The sequence below is a fragment of the Bradyrhizobium sp. 87 genome (assembly GCF_023073015.1).
Lineage (GTDB): Bacteria > Pseudomonadota > Alphaproteobacteria > Rhizobiales > Xanthobacteraceae > Bradyrhizobium > Bradyrhizobium canariense_D.
Genome location: NZ_JADPIQ010000075.1, coordinates 49,521 through 65,674, shown reverse-complemented (window position 1 = coordinate 65,674; position 16,154 = coordinate 49,521). Strand labels below are relative to the sequence as shown.

16 protein-coding genes are annotated in these 16,154 nt (G+C 63.9%); 4 read left to right on the top strand and 12 right to left on the bottom strand.

Going from position 1 to position 16,154, the window contains the following annotated elements; translation table 11 throughout:
* Positions 1-16: 16 nt before the first annotated feature.
* The 4 genes from IVB50_RS16890 to IVB50_RS16875 form a co-directional block, all read right to left on the bottom strand.
* Complete coding sequence (locus IVB50_RS16890) at positions 17-319, bottom strand: hypothetical protein (RefSeq protein WP_247296609.1); 303 nt, start codon at positions 317-319, stop codon at positions 17-19.
* 66 nt (positions 320-385) lie between these two features.
* Entirely contained in the window at positions 386-598 is a 213-nt protein-coding gene (locus tag IVB50_RS16885) for a hypothetical protein (protein WP_018458043.1), read from the bottom strand.
* Positions 599-747: 149 nt separating this feature from the next.
* On the bottom strand, positions 748-924 hold the full coding sequence (locus IVB50_RS16880; RefSeq protein WP_018458044.1) for a hypothetical protein: 177 nt from the start codon (positions 922-924) through the stop codon (positions 748-750).
* Between the two features lie 105 nt (positions 925-1,029).
* Positions 1,030-2,766: an adenylate/guanylate cyclase domain-containing protein gene (locus IVB50_RS16875; protein WP_018458045.1), complete on the bottom strand. Its 1,737-nt coding sequence runs from the start codon at positions 2,764-2,766 to the stop codon at positions 1,030-1,032.
* Between the two features lie 324 nt (positions 2,767-3,090).
* Here IVB50_RS16875 and IVB50_RS16870 point away from each other — a divergent pair, with 324 nt between their 5' ends.
* A complete protein-coding gene (locus IVB50_RS16870) occupies positions 3,091-5,280 on the top strand; it encodes a lytic transglycosylase domain-containing protein (protein ID WP_247296607.1) in 2,190 nt (729 codons plus the stop codon).
* Between the two features lie 91 nt (positions 5,281-5,371).
* Here the strand turns inward: IVB50_RS16870 and IVB50_RS16865 are convergent, their stop codons facing one another.
* Genes IVB50_RS16865 through IVB50_RS16855 form a run of 3 tightly spaced genes read right to left on the bottom strand, consistent with a single transcriptional unit; the run spans position 5,372 to position 6,282 of the window.
* A complete protein-coding gene (locus IVB50_RS16865; RefSeq protein WP_018458047.1) occupies positions 5,372-5,671 on the bottom strand; it encodes a hypothetical protein in 300 nt (99 codons plus the stop codon).
* 57 nt (positions 5,672-5,728) lie between these two features.
* Complete coding sequence (locus tag IVB50_RS16860) at positions 5,729-5,917, bottom strand: hypothetical protein (RefSeq protein ID WP_039800268.1); 189 nt, start codon at positions 5,915-5,917, stop codon at positions 5,729-5,731.
* On the bottom strand, positions 5,914-6,282 hold the full coding sequence (locus tag IVB50_RS16855) for a hypothetical protein (RefSeq protein WP_231188449.1): 369 nt from the start codon (positions 6,280-6,282) through the stop codon (positions 5,914-5,916). Before IVB50_RS16855 ends, IVB50_RS16860 begins: the two co-directional genes overlap by 4 nt.
* A gap of 744 nt (positions 6,283-7,026) precedes the next feature.
* Between IVB50_RS16855 and IVB50_RS16850 the strand changes: the two genes are divergently transcribed.
* The 3 genes from IVB50_RS16850 to IVB50_RS16840 all read left to right on the top strand — a co-directional run bounded on the left by IVB50_RS16850 (position 7,027) and on the right by IVB50_RS16840 (position 10,602).
* Entirely contained in the window at positions 7,027-9,462 is a 2,436-nt protein-coding gene (locus IVB50_RS16850) for a PAS domain-containing sensor histidine kinase (protein WP_085384619.1), read from the top strand.
* A complete protein-coding gene (locus IVB50_RS16845; RefSeq protein WP_018458051.1) occupies positions 9,459-10,130 on the top strand; it encodes a response regulator transcription factor in 672 nt (223 codons plus the stop codon). The genes IVB50_RS16850 and IVB50_RS16845 overlap by 4 nt, the downstream gene beginning before the upstream one ends.
* An 85-nt stretch (positions 10,131-10,215) precedes the next feature.
* A complete protein-coding gene (locus IVB50_RS16840) occupies positions 10,216-10,602 on the top strand; it encodes a response regulator (protein WP_018458052.1) in 387 nt (128 codons plus the stop codon).
* 32 nt (positions 10,603-10,634) lie between these two features.
* Here IVB50_RS16840 and IVB50_RS16835 read toward each other — a convergent pair whose 3' ends face one another.
* The 5 genes from IVB50_RS16835 to IVB50_RS16815 all read right to left on the bottom strand — a co-directional run bounded on the left by IVB50_RS16835 (position 10,635) and on the right by IVB50_RS16815 (position 16,120).
* The gene (locus IVB50_RS16835) at positions 10,635-11,603 is read right to left on the bottom strand and encodes a tripartite tricarboxylate transporter substrate binding protein BugD (protein WP_018458053.1); all 969 of its coding nucleotides are present in this window, start codon (positions 11,601-11,603) and stop codon (positions 10,635-10,637) included.
* An 86-nt stretch (positions 11,604-11,689) separates the two neighbouring features.
* Complete coding sequence (locus IVB50_RS16830; RefSeq protein WP_247296605.1) at positions 11,690-12,931, bottom strand: threonine synthase; 1,242 nt, start codon at positions 12,929-12,931, stop codon at positions 11,690-11,692.
* A gap of 145 nt (positions 12,932-13,076) precedes the next feature.
* Entirely contained in the window at positions 13,077-14,498 is a 1,422-nt protein-coding gene (gene lpdA, locus IVB50_RS16825; RefSeq protein ID WP_018458055.1) for a dihydrolipoyl dehydrogenase, read from the bottom strand.
* A 17-nt stretch (positions 14,499-14,515) separates the two neighbouring features.
* Entirely contained in the window at positions 14,516-14,722 is a 207-nt protein-coding gene (locus tag IVB50_RS16820) for a hypothetical protein (RefSeq protein ID WP_247296603.1), read from the bottom strand.
* A 48-nt stretch (positions 14,723-14,770) separates the two neighbouring features.
* Positions 14,771-16,120 carry a pyruvate dehydrogenase complex dihydrolipoamide acetyltransferase gene (locus IVB50_RS16815; RefSeq protein ID WP_018458057.1) on the bottom strand — a complete coding sequence of 450 codons (1,350 nt, stop codon included), beginning with the start codon at positions 16,118-16,120 and terminating at the stop codon, positions 14,771-14,773.
* Positions 16,121-16,154: the final 34 nt, after the last annotated feature.

Genomic DNA, 16,154 nt, shown 5'->3' with positions numbered 1-16,154 from the left:
CTCCTTAAACGGCGGGCTACGCTCGCCCTCTTGGGCGCTGGGCCTGAGCCCAGGCCGCGGTGACGTCGCGCGGCGGGACGTCGACGCGCCGGATCGGCGTCAACTCGCCGGAGGCGGAGATGATCGCGGTCTCCTCGCGGCGGCAGCGCGGGCAAACGAAGCGGACCTCGTTCGGCGAAGCCGACCAGCTCGAACGTCTTACATTGGCGGCCATCGGCCAGGCTGCGCAGTGAGAGCATGACACCAGGAACCGACCGGGATCGAGCATACCCATTCCAAAGGACTCCGCGTCCTGCCATCCCTTCAATGATTGATCCATGTGAATCGTTCCGGTGCCAAAACACCGTCGAGACACCATCGGCCCCGAACCAGGAGGCGGAGCCGCTCAGCGGGCGCCCTTGAGCGTGCACGACGTGCTGCAGGTGACCGTGTTGCCGTGGTCGCACGCCTTGCAGGCGGCAACGCACTGGGTCATGTCGCGGGGATTGAAGGAAGTGTAGTTCCGCATCGCGCAGACCGGGGTCGAGCCGGTGATCTCCTGCTCCTGGTTGCAGGCTGCCGTCATGAGTCCAAACATGATGACCGCAAAAAGGCGCATGGGATCGCCCTGCTAGGCACGACAAAACAATCTCGCGACGCGCGCTGCACCGCAGCGAGCCCCGGCATTACCACAGCGGGAAATCGCCGCAGGCGTCCCCGCATCTGCATTGAGGATGCGCGCCAAGTGTTAAGAACGGATTGCCGGCGTCAGGCCGCAGCTTGGCTCGCTATGGCCTGCCGCATGTCCACCGCCAGCTGGCGATACCGCTCCGAGAGCTTCAGATAAAACTCACGCTTGGTGCTGTCGGTGGCGAGCCTGGCGATCAGCTCGCATTCGGCGGTGAGCGTCTCGAACCGTTCGAGCCTGTTCTCAAGTTCTGTCATCGGCGTGTCCCCATCAAACGCCTCAAGGACACCAAACCTAAGCCCGGGAAATAGGTCACTGCGAACATCGTTATCGAGTAGAATCAATTTTTCCCGCGCGGCCGACTATTTCTGCTCCAACCGCCAGGCGCCGTCCCAGCCCTCGTCCGGCGGATGGGCCTCGAACCGCGTGATACGAGCAAGCATTGCCCGCGAGGGGCCGTCGCCTGGGACGGCTTCAAGTGCCGCGTTGAAGCCGGCGCGGGCCTCGTCGAAGCGGCGGGCGCGATAGGCGGCGAGGCCTTCGGCGTAGTGAGAACGCAGGCTCTCATGCGCGGCCGTGAGTGCGCCTGCCCGGCCCATCACCTCGAAGATCGTTTGCGGCGCGCTCTGGCCGGCGACCGCAAGACGGTCGACCTCGCGCAATCCGAGGTGCGAGCCGATCGCGTCCGCCGTCGCCTGCGAGATCAGGATACGGGTGCCATAGGTCTTGTTGACGGCCTCCAATCGTGAGGCGAGGTTCACGGCGTCGCCCATCACGGTGAAGCTCATCATCAGCTCGGAGCCGATGCTGCCGGTCAGGACCTCGCCGGTGGCGATGCCGATCCGCAGATCGCAAAGCCCGGGCATGGCGCGGATGCCGAGCAGATCCGGCAATTGCTTCTGCAGCGCGGGCACCTGATCGGCCATTTCGATCGCAGCAAGGCCTGCGAGCAGCGCCGGCTCTTCCTCCTCGATGAAGGGAGGGCCCCAATAGGCCATGATGGCGTCGCCGATATATTTGTCGATGATGCCGCGGTTGCTCCTGATCGGACCGGACATGACGGTAAAATAGTGGTTCATCACCTTGACCAAGCCGCGCGGGGTCATGCCCTCGCTCATCGCGGTGAAGCCGCTCATGTCGCAGAACATGATGGTCATCACCCGGCGCTGGCCGTCGACGGCGACCTCCGGCCGGTCAATCAGCCCCTGCACCACCTTGGGATCGATGTAGCGGCCAAAGGTCTCGCGGATGCGCTCGTTCTGGCGCAATTGCTCGACCATGCGATTGAAGGCGGAGGCGAGTTCGCCAATCTCGTCCTGCGTCGAGACACTGATGGTCTTGTCGAAGCGGCCCGCCTCGACTTCGCGGGTGCCGGCCAGCAAGAGCCGGACCGGTCGCGTGATCCCGGTGGAGACCATGATCGCAAAGGCAAGTCCGACGATCGCCGCGAGGATGGTCACGATGCCCGAGACGATGATCGCCTGGCGCTGATGGCGGATCACCTGCGCGGTGCTCACGAACACCTGCGAGAGCATCTCGGCGCGGATCGCATCGATCCGCTGGGTGAAGAGATCGCGGAGCGCGTCCACATGGACGAGCACGTCGCGCGTGGCCGCAAAGTCCTTGGCATCGAGCAGCCGGAGCAGCTTGGCGTCCTCCTCGTCGAGTTCGCGGCGAAGCTCCTTGACTGCATTCTCGATGCGCGTCTCGATCCGGGCGAGTGCCGCGTTGTCCGACGGTGTGCTCTCATCGTCGATGATCGCGTTGATCAGCTTTCGCGCGGCTTCGGCCTCCTGCTCGACCTGGGCGTCCGTTTCCCTGAAGATCTTCAGCCGCGCCGCAAAGCCCTCCTCGTCCGGCGGCGTTTGCATTTTGGCGATCACCATGCGCCGCATCGCCAGCGCCCGCTCCAGCGAACGCACATTGGACCGCGCCAGGTGGCCGTAAGCCGGAATATACCGCGCGGTCAGCTCATCCAGAAGATGGCCGACGCGGCTGGACATCACCATCGACAGGATCGCGGTGACGACCATCAGGATGATGAGGCCGAGCGCAATCCCGACGATCTTGCGCCGGATCGACTGGTTGAAAATCGGCATGGGCGCGGGACAATGGGCTGAAGGGGAAAGGCTTTGGAACCCAATACAACGGATTTGCCGCCGGGAATACGCGCAATTTGGCCGCTTCGAGGCGTCCTGAACCGCCGCAACCGTCGCGCGAGCCGTATTCGTTAATGAAGGTTAAGAGACCCGCTCGCCCCGCCGTTGCACAGGTTCCCTGGCTCCATCCGTATTTCGCCGCATTGTTGGAACAGCTTCAGGATGCGAAACGACGTCGTGTCACCATTTTGACGCCGTTTTGATTCTCGAGCCGCATCTCGTCGCGGACTTTGGTTTGTACTGGTTTCGCAGGGGGACCACGGAATGAACCAGTGCCTACGCTCGCTCGCGTGTGTCGTTGCCGTGGCCGCTTTGGCCTTCATCCCTACAGAGCTGGCAGCGAAGAGCGGTCACAAATCGTCCGCGCCGAAGAAGACGCATGAGGCGAAAACCGGCAAGCAGCGCCACGCCTCCGCCGGCAAGGCGCGGCACGGCAAGCATGCCGAGGCCAAGCGCAAGTCGAAGAAGCAGGACGACGCGCCCTCGGACAAGCCGGCAGCCCCGCCGCTGACTGGCGATCTCGCCGCGCTGAAGGATGCCATCGATCTCGCGCGGAAGGGCAAGACCGAGGACGCCAGCGCGGCGCGCGACCGCATTGCCGACCCGGCCGGACAGAAACTCGCCGACTGGTTTATGCTGCGCCATTCCGAAAGCACGGCGAATTTCAAGCGCTACGCCGCCTTCCTCGCCGCCAATCCGGACTGGCCGAGCAGCGCGCTGCTCCGCCGCCGCGCCGAGGCGCGGCTGTGGCAGGAGAAGGCCAACGCGGCGACCGTGCACAAATTCACGATGGACCGGCCGACCAGCGCCAAGGGCAAGTTCGCGCTCGCCCGCGTGCTGATGACCGAGGGCGACAGCGACAGGGCCGCGCGTCTCGTGCGCGATGCCTGGCGCACGGACGAATTGTCCGAGCGCAGTGAGGAGGATTCCTACCAAGCGTTCCGCGATCTCCTGACCGCCGAGGATCATCGCGCCCGCATGGACAAGCGGCTCGGCGCCAAGGACTATGCGGGAGCGCGGCGCGCAGCCAAGCGGCTCGGCGAGGATGCGCTCGCGATCGTCAAGGCCTGCGCCGCAGTCACCGGCAAGGCCAGCAAGGCCAAGGATTACCTGGAGGATATTTCGGCCGAGGCGCGCCGCGACCTCGGCTATGTGCTGTGCCGCGCGCAATGGCATCTCCAGAATGACCGCATCGACGACGCGGCCGAGGTGATCCTGGCCGCCGCGCCCGATACGATGGCGGCGCAAGACACCGACGCCTGGTGGCGCGAGCGCCGCCTGCTCGCGCGAAAGCTGCTCGACCAGGGCAAGTTCAAAACCGCCTATGATTTGGTGCGCTCGGCAGCCGTGCCCGCGATGGAGGTCTATCGCGCCGACTATCACTTCATGTGCGGCTGGATCGCGCTGCGCTATCTCGATGATCCCAAGGCGGCGATGACGCATTTCGCCGCGATCGACGAAGGCTCCGCCAATCCGATCGCGCTGTCGCGCGCGCATTATTGGCGCGGCCGCGCGGCCGAGGCAATGAACGCACCGGCCGATGCGCGCCTGAGCTATCAGGCGGCGGCGCGCTATCCGACCGCCTATTACGGCCAGCTCGCCCGCGCCAGGCTCGGTCTCGACCGCATCGAGCTGCGTGCGCCCTCGCCCGTGCTGGCAGCAGTCGACGCGCCGCCCGCGGACGAGCGCGTGCGCGCCGCCGACATGCTCTACGGCGTCGGTGAGCGCGACATGGTGTTTTACTTCGCCGAGGATTTTGCCAAGGAGAGCACCGACGTCGCCGCACTCGAAGCGCTCGGCGAGCTCGCCGGCCGGCGCAACGATGCGCGCGTGATGCTGGAGGTCGGTAAGTCGGCGCTGGCGCGCGGGCTCGCGCTCGATCACTACGCCTTCCCGACCATCGGCATCCCTGAACATAAGCAGGTGGCGCCCGCGATCGATCCCAGCGTGATCTATTCGGTGGCGCGCACCGAAAGCTCGTTCGACCAGCGCGACAAATCGGCCGCCAACGCAGTCGGGCTGATGCAGGTGACGCCGGAAGCGGGCCGCGACACCGCAAAGCGCTTCGGCCTGACCTATGACTGGGACAAGATGGTCTCCGATCCCGTCTACAACACGCAGATGGGCGCGGCCGAGCTCAGTGCGCTCATGTCGGAATATCGCGGCAACCAGATCATGACCTTCGCCGGCTACAATGCCGGCCGGGGCCGCGTGCGCGAATGGGTGCAGGCGCGCGGCGACCCCAGGGATCCCAAGGTCGATCCGGTCGACTGGGTCGAGCGCATCCCGCTGTCGGAGACGCGCAACTACGTCCAGCGCGTGATCGAGAACGTGCTGGTCTATCGTGCGAGGTTTGAGGCCAGCAGCGTCGTCGCGGCGAAGTCCGAGCAGCGCGTTACGACGCCGAACAGGGGCGCGATGCCGACGGCATCGGCCGCAGCCGCCGCGCCCTAGCTTCGCGACGCCGGGGCTGGACGCGGCGTGAAGCTGGATGCAGTGACTGCGACCGACCTCTCTGCGCGGGTCCGCATCGTTTGGCGAGCCGTCACCTCCTTCCGTGGTCAGAGGGTTCGTACGCGCGCAGAAATGCTTCCGTCAGCGAGCGCGAGAGCGCGCCCGTCTGCAGTATCCAGTTCCAGCTCGACACCGTGATCGCTTCGAGCGAACTGCGGTAAGGCCAGAGCATTTCCACCGCCGTCTGCTGATATCGACGGTAGCAATCATAGTCGCAGTACCGCCGCTCAGCGGGCACATGGCGGACGTAACTCGCGCCCAGCGGCTGCGCGCACGCGCTGCAGGTACCGCCGTGGCGAGGCCCTTCCTGATTGACGAACATGAATCTCATCGCGATGTCCTCTCGCCCGGACGGCAAATCCACCGCCCGTTTCGCCCTCCTATCCGCTCAAGACGCCGCTCGTGTGCGCCCCTCGATCAGCGGCGCAGCTTCGCCATGAAGCGCGTAACACTCGTAGCCGCAGTAGGGCAGCAGCGTCTTCGCATCGCGCAGATAGCCGCCGCTGATCTCCTCGCAGCACCAGAGGCAGGACGTTTTGCGAAAAGGGGTCCTGCCGTTCACCAATATGAACCTCATGTGGCACCTCCGAGCGCAAAGCAGTAGACCGTGTCGACGAGAGAGGCGGACGGCGGCGGCGCGCAAAGATGGTTGCGGCCGTCGGGATTATCCCTGTTTCGCTCGACCTTCTGAGGCGGAATGAGGATGTATTTCCCGTCTTCCCGGCGCAGCGCGTAGATGCTCCCCTCGACCCGCCGTATCTCGGTCGGGTAGCAGTCGGCGTTGTTGCAGCAAGTCAGCACCGGATTGTCCGGCATGTGCCAACTCGAATAGAACTGCTCGTGGAGGAGCAGATCCCGAGGCGGATGACGATGTGCGCCATCCTGTCCAGCCTCGTCCGCCTCCGCTCCAGTCATCAACGAAAGCGGCAGCGTGATCGCCAAGAGGAGCTTGCAACAACGGTTCAACGCGCAGCCTCCCGATACAGAATTGCCGAACGCAGCGGATCCGGTGACTGGTGCTTACGCCGCCTGAGACCGAAACAGCCATCGGCGATCGCGTTCGCGGCGCGCTCTGAAGCGATCGAGACATTTCCGGGAGCAAAGCGGCGCTCGCCAGGAATAATACCGGATCAGGCCGAACTTCCCGCTGCAGACGGCGCAGCTTTTTGCGGCGGAAGGGCGCTCGGAGTGTTCGGGCTTATCGCACATGATCCTCTCCTCCTGGCCTCTGATGGGCGCCTCTGACGGTCGAGGATCCCCACGGGCGCTGATGCACAATCATCACGTTCGTCAACGAAATGCGGCTTCTCAATCGTGACCAGATCATCGGCAAGTCAGCGCCGGCGGAGGCGAAGCTGGCCTCTTGAGTGCACGACCCCGCGCTACTCAACTGTTCAAGCGTTGCGATCGACACCACTGGATTGCCGGTGAGACTAGTCCCCATGTGACGGGCCGCTCAATTGTACGGAGGTAAATGCAGCGTATGACTAGGATTGCGCGACCTATACATAGGTTTGTCCGGTGATTTACCGGAGTTTCGTCCGCTCGCAACGAGACGGCGCAACGCTGGCAAGCTGCACGGAGCCCGCGAACTTTCGATGCGGAATCCTGCTTTGATCAGGGAATTGCCCCTGCTGTCGCAAAGTGCTCTACTCTCCCTGCCCCACGCGGGCCGGGACGCTTGCGATGATGCCTGGCCAGATCGCAAAACTAGGGAATTCGGCCGCGCAATTCCTGCTCGGCGGCCTTGCGGCGCTTCGATCTCTCGGCAATGCGGGGAAAGGCGAGCCCGCGACTGGGGATGGCTGGCGGCAGGACAATGCCGACCTGCGCGACGCCGTGAAGCAATGGCGACAAGTGTTCGAGCACAATCCGGTCATGTATTTCATGGTCGATCCGGCCGGAACGGTGCTCAACGTAAATACATTTGGCGCCGCGCAACTGGGCTACACGGCGGCCGAGTTGACCGGCCAATCTGTGCTGAACGTCTTTTTCGAAGAGGACCGCGATTTCGTCCGTCGCTGTGTCGGGCTGTGCCTGGAAACCGTGGACCAGTCGCACACCTGGGAGATTCGCAAGATCCGGAAGGACGGCTCGGTTCTCTGGGTCCGTGAGAACGCCAAGGCCATGCGACGCGGCGACGGCACGCCGATCGTGCTGGTCGCCTGCGAAAACATCACCCAGCGCAAGGAGGCGGAGGATGCGCTGCGGCAGAGCGAGGCCTACCTTGCCCAAGCGCAGGAGTTGAGCCGCACCGGCAGCTTCGGCCTGAGCCTGGCAACCCGCGAGGCCGTCTGGTCCAGGGAGACCTTTCGCATCTTCCAATGTGACCCGCAGGTCAAACCGACGCTCGATTTCGTTTTCCAGCGCATTCATCCGGAAGATCGCAATGCGGTCAGCAAGACCCTTGATCGGGCCTTCCGTGAGGTCGGCGATTTCGACCATGAGTATCGCCTGCTGATGCCCGATGGAACCATCAAATATCTCCATTCCGTGGCACGCGTGGTGAGACATGGATCCGGCCACATCGAGTTTGTCGGAGCGGTCACTGACGTCACTACGGCAAAGGAAACCGAACAGCGGCTGCGTCGCAGCGAAGCCTATCTGACCGAAGCCCAGCGCCTCAGCCACACGAGCAGCTGGGCCTGGAACGTGCGCAGTCAGGAGTTTGCCTACCGATCGGCCGAACTCTATCGCCTGTTCGGATTCAACCCGGACCAGATCGATCTGTCGGCGCAGGCTTTCCAACAACGGATCCTCGCCGAAGACTTTCGCCGGATCGTCGATGTGGAACGTCAGGCAATCCGGCAAAAGCAGCCTTTCGAAGTTGATTTTCGGATTTTGCGTCCGGACGGTTCCGTACGACACGTCCATACGGAGGGGCATCCCGTCGTCGGCGGGGACGGCGATGTCACGGAAATCATCGGCACCCACGTCGATGTCACCGAGCAGTTTGCCGCCAGACAAGCGCTGCAAAAAGCCTTTGACGAGCTCAAGCTGTCCGAGCAGCGATTTCGCGACTATGCCGAAACCGCCTCGGACTGGTTTTGGGAGAGCGGGCCGGACCACCGTATCACACGGATTTCGGAACATGCCGACACGGCCGGTCCCGTGCCCACGGGCGTGATCGGCCTCGCCCGTTGGGACATTCCACCCGATGCCGAGCTCGAGCCCGAGAAGTGGGAGCGGCATCGCGCGACGCTCGATGCCCACCTTCCGTTTCGCGACCTGGTCTACCGAAGCAAGGATCGCAACGGATCTCCGATCTACGTGCGCACCAGCGGCAAGCCCTTGCACGACGCGAACGGCAACTTTCTCGGTTATCGTGGCGTCAGCAGCGACGTGACGGCGGCCATCCGCGCCGAGCAGGCCGAAGAAGCGCTGCGCAAGGCGCAAGCCGAACTAGCTCACGTGACGCGTGTCACGATGCTCGGCGAACTCACGGCCTCGATCGCCCACGAGATCAATCAGCCCTTGGCCGCCGTGATCTCCAATGCGGATGCCTGTATCGGATGGCTCGGCCGCGAACCAGCCCAACTGAATGCCGCACGCCGTTCCGTGGAATGGATCGTCGAGGACGCCAATCGCGCCAGCGAGGTGATCCGCCGGATCAGAACGCTTGCGAAGAAGACCGAGATCGAGATGGCTCCGGTCGACATGAACCAGCTCGTCAGGGAGACGGTGGCGCTCGTCCGCCGCGAGCTTGCCACCCATGCCGTGTCGGTACGAATGGAGCTGGCGTCCGCTCTACCCAGCGTTTGCGGCGACCGGATCCAGCTGCAGCAGGTGCTGATCAACCTGGTCATGAACGGGATTGAAGCCATGCACGCCAATGTGGACCGTCCGCGCGAGCTTGCGATCCGCTCCAGCCAGGCGAGCGAGCACGGCGAAGGCCGCATGCTCCTGATCGTGACAGACAGCGGGGTCGGCCTCGGCGACGGCGCGACGGAGCGCATCTTCACACCTTTCTTCACGACAAAGCCGAGCGGCCTGGGGATGGGACTGTCGATCTGCCGATCGATCATCGAGGCTCATGCGGGCCGGCTCTCGGCCTTCCCCAATGACGGAAGCGGAGCAACATTCCAGATTGCCCTGCCCTTGCCGATCGAGGACACGTCGTGACCGACCTTCCCAAGGTGGCGACGGTGCAGACGAGTTCCGACGATCCGATCGTCTTGATCGTCGACGACGATCCATCGATGCGCCGTGCGCTCACCAACCTCTTTCAATCCGTCGGCCTCAAGGTCGAGGCTTTCGGCTCCGCGGCGGAGATCATGGAAGCCAAGCCACCGGCGGTCCCCAGCTGCCTTGTGCTCGACATCCGCCTGCCGGGCTCAAGCGGCTTTGACCTGCAGTCGGACCTAGCGAAGGCGAACATTCACACGCCCATTATCTTCATCACCGGTCATGGTGATATTCCGATGACCGTCAGGGCCATGAAGAGCGGCGCCATCGATTTTCTGACCAAGCCGGTGCGCGACCAGGACATGCTGGATGCGGTTCAGGCCGCGATCGAACGGGATCGCAAGCGACGCAATGCCGAGGAGTCGGTCGCGGGAGTGCGGTCCCGATTCGAGGGTTTAAGCGCGCGCCAGCGCGACATCCTCGCCCTGGTGGCGTCCGGCCTGATGAACAAGCAAGTCGCTGCCGAGCTCGGATTGGCTGAGATTACCGTCAAGATCTACCGCGGGCAGATCATGCGGAAAATGGGCGCCAAGTCGTTGGCCGATCTCGTCAGAATGGTGGAGGCGCTCGGAATCTCACGCCCGGGCGGAAAGGTGCAAACCTAAGTATGCTTTTCAAGCTCGCTCCAAGGGCTCACTTTCGTCAAGTGCGGCACCGTGATCGGCGGCTCCCCGATCAGGAGCGATCATCTTGTCAATCCCCTCGGCCATTTCCGTCATCGACGATGATCGATCAGTCCGCCTTGCGACCAATAATCTGCTGACGTCGCGGGGATACACGGTCAACATATTTCGCTCCGCTGACGAATTTCTTCAATCGGCCGAACTGAAGACGACGTCCTGCGTGATCGCGGATGTGCAGATGTCGTTGATGGGCGGCCTTGAGCTCTTGACGCACATGCGCAGCCTTGGTCACCACACGCCCTTCATTTTCATGACGGCTTTTCCCGACGATGCCGTGCGCGACCGCGCGCTGAAAGCGGGCGCTATCTGCTTTCTGGCGAAGCCGTTCTCCACGCCCGCTCTGCTTGAATGTCTGCGGATGGCCCTGTCCGGCTCCGATCAAACCGAGACGTGATACGCTGGCGCCGAGCCCTGGCGACACGGCGCTCACTCCACCTTGATGTTCGCCGCCTTGATCATTGGCCACCACTTCGCGATCTCCGCCTTCTGGCGGGCGCCCAGGGCCTCGGGCGTGAGCTGATCCTGGGGTGTCATCTCAAGCCCCTGACTTTCGAGCTGCTTCTTCACGCCGGGATCGTTCAGCGCTTCCACGGCAGCGGCATTGAGCTTGGCGACGATCGCCTTTGGCGTGCCCTTCGGCACCCACATGCCGGACCAGAGCGTCATGTTGAAGCCCTTCAGGCCCGCCTCCTCCGCCGTCGGGATGTCGGGCGCCGACGACAGGCGCCTGTCATCGGTGATGGCGTAGGCGCGAATGGTGCCGGCGCGGACCTGGTTGATGGAGTTCGAGGTCTGGTCGACGATGATGTCGATCTGGCCGGCAATGAGATCGTTCAGGGCGGGCGCGGTGCCGCGATACGGTACGTATTGCAGCTTGATGCCGCTGACGCTCTCGAAATAGACCCCGGCGATGTGGCTACCCGAGCCCGCGCCGGCGGTGCCGGCGGTCGGCGGCGACGGTCGCGACTTCAGCCAGTCCAGCAGCTCCTTCAGCGAGGTCGCGGGCACCGCGTTCTTGCTGACGACGATCATCGGATTGCTCGGCAGCAGCACCACCGGCTCCAGGTCCGCGACCAGGTCGTAATTGAGCTTGTAGACGGCGCCGTTGGCAACGTGGGTGCCGAGATGGCCGAACGAGATCGTGTAGCCGTCGGGGGCCGAATGCACGGCGCGGCCGACGCCGATCGAGCCGCCCGCGCCGGTGACGTTCTCGATCACCAGCGGCTGCCCAAGCGATGTCCGCATCCGCTCGGCAAGCACTCGCGCCATCGCATCCGACGGACCGCCGGCGGCGAAGGGAACGATGATGGTGATGGGACGCGAGGGATAGTCGTCGGCGCGCGCGGCGCCTGCAACAGCGAGAATAGCAATCAGCGCAGCCCAGGCGGCCTTCATTGTCTTCTCCCAGCAATGTCATTGTTGTTTTAGTCTCTTCCCGCGTACGGGAAGAGGGATCGTTCCTGAAGGGACGAAATGCCGCGCTAGAACTGCGAATAGTCGATCGGCTTGTGGCGATCGAGCGTGCGGGTGACCGGCGGCAGCGGGTATTTCAGGCCGGTGGCGCAGTTGAACAGCATCACGCGGTCGGACTTGCTGACGCGGCCGTCGGCGAGGCTGTCCTTGTAGGCGGCGTAGGTGGCAGCACCTTCGGGGCAGAGCAACAGCCCCTCCTCGCGCGCGACCTCGCTGAGCGCCGATGAGATCTTATCGTCGTCGACGGCAATGGCAAAACCGTTGCTCTGCCGCACCGCGCGCAAAATGAGAAAGTCGCCGATCGCCTGCGGCACGCGAATGCCTGACGCGATGGTGTGAGCGTCCTCCCAGCGCGTCGCATGCTCGGTGCCGGCCTCATAGGCGCGCACCATGGGCGCGCAGCCGGAGGCTTGCACCGCGACCATGCGCGGGCGCTTGCTGCCGATGAAGCCGATCTTCTCTAGTTCGTCGAACGCCTTCCACATGCCGATCAAGCCGGTGCCGCCGCCGGTCGGATAGAAGATCACGTCGGGCACGTCCCAGCCGAGCTGCTCGGCGAGTTCGAGCCCCATCGTCTTCTTGCCTTCGATGCGGTACGGCTCCTTCAAGGTCGAGGTGTCGAACCAGCCGACTTTCGCCTTGCCCTCGCCGACGATCTTGCCGCAATCGTCGATATAGCCGTTGACGCGGTAGACGGTGGCGCCCTGCAGCTCGATCTCGCTGACGTTCACCTCCGGCGTATCGGCCGGGCAGAAGATCGTGGTCTTGATGCCGCAGGAGGTCGCATAAGCCGCGAGCGCCGCGCCGGCATTGCCGTTGGTCGGCATCGCCATATGCTTGATGCCGAGCGCCTTGCCCATCGACACCGCCATCACGAGGCCGCGCGCCTTGAACGAGCCGGTCGGCAAGCGCCCCTCGTCCTTGACGATGATCTCGCCGCCGCCGAGTTTTGCACCGAGCTTGGGCAGCCGGATCAGCGGCGTCGTGACCTCGCCGAGCGAGACGATATCCCGACATTTACGCACCGGCAAAAGCTCGCGGTAGCGCCACATGTCGGCGGGGCGCTGGGCGAGCGCGTCTTTCGTCAGCGCCGTCTTCACACCGGCAAGGTCGTAGCGCACCAGCAGCGGCTTGCCGGCCTTAGAGAGGTTGTGGACCTGGTCGGCGGCGTAATGATCGCCCTCCATCGCGCATTCGAGATGGGTGACGAAGGTCGGGCGTTCGATGGTGAGGTTGTCGTTGTCTTGCATGGGGTGATTTCCTTCTTGTTTTGCAAACAGATCCCTCCGCTCGTCATTGCGAGCGCAGCGGAGCAATCCAGAGTCTTTCCGCGGAGGCAGTCTGGATTGCTTCGCTTCGCTCGCAATGACGGTGGTGGGCGGCGATGCGCGCCCGTCAAATATTCAGCACCCGTCCATACGCATCCAGCACGGCTTCCTTCATCATCTCCGACAGGGTCGGATGCGGGAACACCGTGTGCATCAGCTCCTCTTCCGTGGTCTCAAGGTTCATGGAGACGACGTAGCCCTGGATCAGCTCGGTGACCTCCGCGCCGATCATGTGGGCGCCAAGCAGCTGGCCGGTCTTCTTGTCGAAGATCACCTTGACCAAGCCCTGGTCCTCGCCGAGCGCGATGGCCTTGCCGTTGCCGACGAAGGGGAAGCGGCCGACGCGGATCTCGCGGCCGTTCTCCTTGGCCTTGGCTTCGGTGAGGCCGACGGAGGCCACCTGCGGCTGACAATAGGTGCAGCCCGGGATCAGGTTCTTGTCCATGGCGTGCGGATGCAGGCCCTTGATCGCCTCGACGCAGATCACGCCTTCATGTTCGGCCTTGTGAGCCAGCATCGGCGGCCCCGCGACATCGCCGATGGCATAGATGCCGGGGATGTTGGTCTTGCCGTAGCCGTCGATCACGATGACGCCGCGATCCGTTTTCACGCCGAGCTTCTCGAGTCCAAGGTTCTCGATGTTGCCGACGACGCCGACCGCCGAGATCACACGCTCGAACTCGGTCGTCACAGGCTTGCCCTTGCCGTCGTCAATGGTAGCGACGACGCTGTCGGCCTTCTTCTCGAGCTTGGTCACCTTGGTCGAGGACAGGATCTTGATGCCCTGCTTCTCGAAACGCTTGCGGGCCAGGCCGGCGATCTCGGCGTCCTCCACCGGCAGGATCTGCGGCAGCACTTCGACCACGGTGACGTCCGAGCCCATGGTGTGGAAGAAGGAGGCGAACTCGATGCCGATCGCGCCGGAGCCGACGACCAGCAGCGATTTCGGCATCCGCTCCGGCACCATCGCCTCGAAATAAGTCCAGATCAGCTTCTTGTCGGGTTCGAGGCCCGGCAGCACCCGCGGCCGCGCGCCGGTCGCGATGATGATGTGCTTGGCCTGATACGTCCCCTCGCCCAGCGCACCCTTGGGGCCCTCGACGTCCGACTTCTTCACGGTGACTTTGCCGGGCGCATCGATCGAGGCCGCGCCCCAGATCACGCTGACCTTGTTCTTCTTCATCAGGAAGCCAACGCCATCGTTCAGCCGCTTCGAGACACCGCGCGAGCGCTGCACCACCGCCTTCGGGTCGAACGAGACGTTGTCGGCCGACAGGCCGTAATCCTTGGCGTGCTGCATGTAGTGGTAGATCTCGGCCGAGCGCAGCAGCGCCTTGGTCGGGATGCAGCCCCAGTTCAGGCAGATGCCGCCGAGATAGGATTTCTCGACGATCGCGACCTTGAAGCCGAGCTGGGCGGCGCGGATTGCGGTGACATAGCCGCCCGGACCGGAGCCGATGATGATGATGTCGAAGGATGTCTCGGCCATGGCGGCTCCCATTCAACTCAAGAGGCGCCGCGGGCGCGGCGCTTGATCAGAAAAGACCTCACCAGCCATTCGAGCATCGTCGCCAAAGCCATTACGGCCAAGGCAATCAGCACGACCGGCTGGGCGATGTTCCGTGCCAGTTGTTCACTGGCAAAGAACGCGGAGTAAAGAAGATCGAGCCCAATCGGGTTGAGCGCGACGACTGCTCCAAGCAGCAGCGACATCCATGGCCAGCGGGTACGGACATGCAACGGTGCCCCCTCTACCGCGCGTCAGACCATCATCATGACGGGATTTTCGATCAGCTGCTTGAAGGCGCCGATCAGTTCCGCGCCGAGCGCGCCGTCGATGGCGCGGTGATCGCAGGACAGGGTCACGCTCATCATGTTCGCGATCTCGATCTTGCCGCCACGGACCACAGGCCGCTCCTCGCTGGTGCCGACTGCGAGGATGGTGGCATGCGGCGGATTGATCACGGCGGTGAAGTGGCTAATGCCGAACATGCCGAGATTCGAGACGGCCGTCGTGCCGCCCTGATATTCTTCGGGCTTCAGCTTGCGCGAGCGGGCGCGTGTCGCAAAATCCTTCATCTCGTTGGAGATGGTCGACAGCGTCTTGGTCTCCGCCTTGCGGATAATCGGCGTGATCAGGCCGCCGGGCATTGCCACCGCAACACCGACGTCCGAATGGTGGTGCTTGACCATGCCGGATTCGGTCCAGCTCACATTGCAATTCGGGATCTTCTGCAGCGCGACCGCCATCGCCTTGATGACGAAGTCGTTGACCGAGATCTTGTAGAGCGGCTTCTTCTCCTTGTCCTTGGGAGCAGCCGTATTGATCTCCTCGCGCGCGGCGAGCAGCTTGCCGATGTCGCAGTCGATCGTGAGATAGAAGTGCGGGACGTTCTGGATCGACGCGGTCAGACGCTGCGCAATCGTGCGGCGCATGCCGTCATGCGGGACGACCTCGTAGGAGCCGGGTTCGAACAGCGCCAGGATCTGCTTGTCCGACATGGTCGGCGCGGTCGAGGGTGCGCCTGACGGCGTCGCCGCGGGAGCCTTCAGGCCAATGCCGGACTTGGCCTGCTCGACGTCGCGTGCCACCACGCGGCCATGCGGGCCGGTGCCAGTCACCATCGCAACATCGACGCCGGCTTCCTTGGCGAGCCGGCGCGCCAGCGGCGAGGAGAACACGCGGCCGGCATGGCCGTTGCTCTGCGCAGCCGGTGCTGCGGCCTGCGGTGCAGGTGCTGCGGCGGGCACCGGCGCCGCTTTGGGCGCAGCAGGCGCAGGAGCCGATGCAGCAGCAGGGGCTTCAGCAGCTTTCGGAGGCGCGGCGGAGGCACTGGGCTTGGCGGCACCTGCCGCTTTCACGTCCTCGCCCTCGCCGGCCAGCACCGCGATCACGTCGTTGACAGGCACGTCCTGCGTGCCCTCTGGCACGAGAATCCTGGCGATCGTGCCCTCGTCGATGGCCTCGACCTCCATGGTCGCCTTGTCGGTCTCGATCTCGGCGATGATGTCGCCGGATTTGACCTTGTCGCCTTCCTTCTTCAGCCACTTGGCGAGGTTGCCCTTCTCCATCGTCGGCGAAAGAGCGGGCATCAGGATGTTGATGGGCATGCTGACCTCAAGAAGAACTTTGCAAAAATCCGTC

Bases quoted from the DNA above. Each gene is read 5' to 3' on its own strand.
- IVB50_RS16865 (WP_018458047.1), bottom strand. From the start codon at position 5,671: ATGAGATTCATGTTCGTCAATCAGGAAGGGCCTCGCCACGGCGGTACC.
- IVB50_RS16885 (WP_018458043.1), bottom strand. From the start codon at position 598: ATGCGCCTTTTTGCGGTCATCATGTTTGGACTCATGACGGCAGCCTGC.
- IVB50_RS16890 (WP_247296609.1), bottom strand. From the start codon at position 319: ATGGATCAATCATTGAAGGGATGGCAGGACGCGGAGTCCTTTGGAATG.
- IVB50_RS16875 (WP_018458045.1), bottom strand. From the start codon at position 2,766: ATGCCGATTTTCAACCAGTCGATCCGGCGCAAGATCGTCGGGATTGCG.
- IVB50_RS16850 (WP_085384619.1), top strand. From the start codon at position 7,027: ATGATGCCTGGCCAGATCGCAAAACTAGGGAATTCGGCCGCGCAATTC.
- IVB50_RS16830 (WP_247296605.1), bottom strand. From the start codon at position 12,931: ATGCAAGACAACGACAACCTCACCATCGAACGCCCGACCTTCGTCACC.
- IVB50_RS16835 (WP_018458053.1), bottom strand. From the start codon at position 11,603: ATGAAGGCCGCCTGGGCTGCGCTGATTGCTATTCTCGCTGTTGCAGGC.
- IVB50_RS16815 (WP_018458057.1), bottom strand. From the start codon at position 16,120: ATGCCCATCAACATCCTGATGCCCGCTCTTTCGCCGACGATGGAGAAG.
- lpdA (WP_018458055.1), bottom strand. From the start codon at position 14,498: ATGGCCGAGACATCCTTCGACATCATCATCATCGGCTCCGGTCCGGGC.
- IVB50_RS16820 (WP_247296603.1), bottom strand. From the start codon at position 14,722: ATGTCGCTGCTGCTTGGAGCAGTCGTCGCGCTCAACCCGATTGGGCTC.
- IVB50_RS16870 (WP_247296607.1), top strand. From the start codon at position 3,091: ATGAACCAGTGCCTACGCTCGCTCGCGTGTGTCGTTGCCGTGGCCGCT.
- IVB50_RS16860 (WP_039800268.1), bottom strand. From the start codon at position 5,917: ATGAGGTTCATATTGGTGAACGGCAGGACCCCTTTTCGCAAAACGTCC.
- IVB50_RS16880 (WP_018458044.1), bottom strand. From the start codon at position 924: ATGACAGAACTTGAGAACAGGCTCGAACGGTTCGAGACGCTCACCGCC.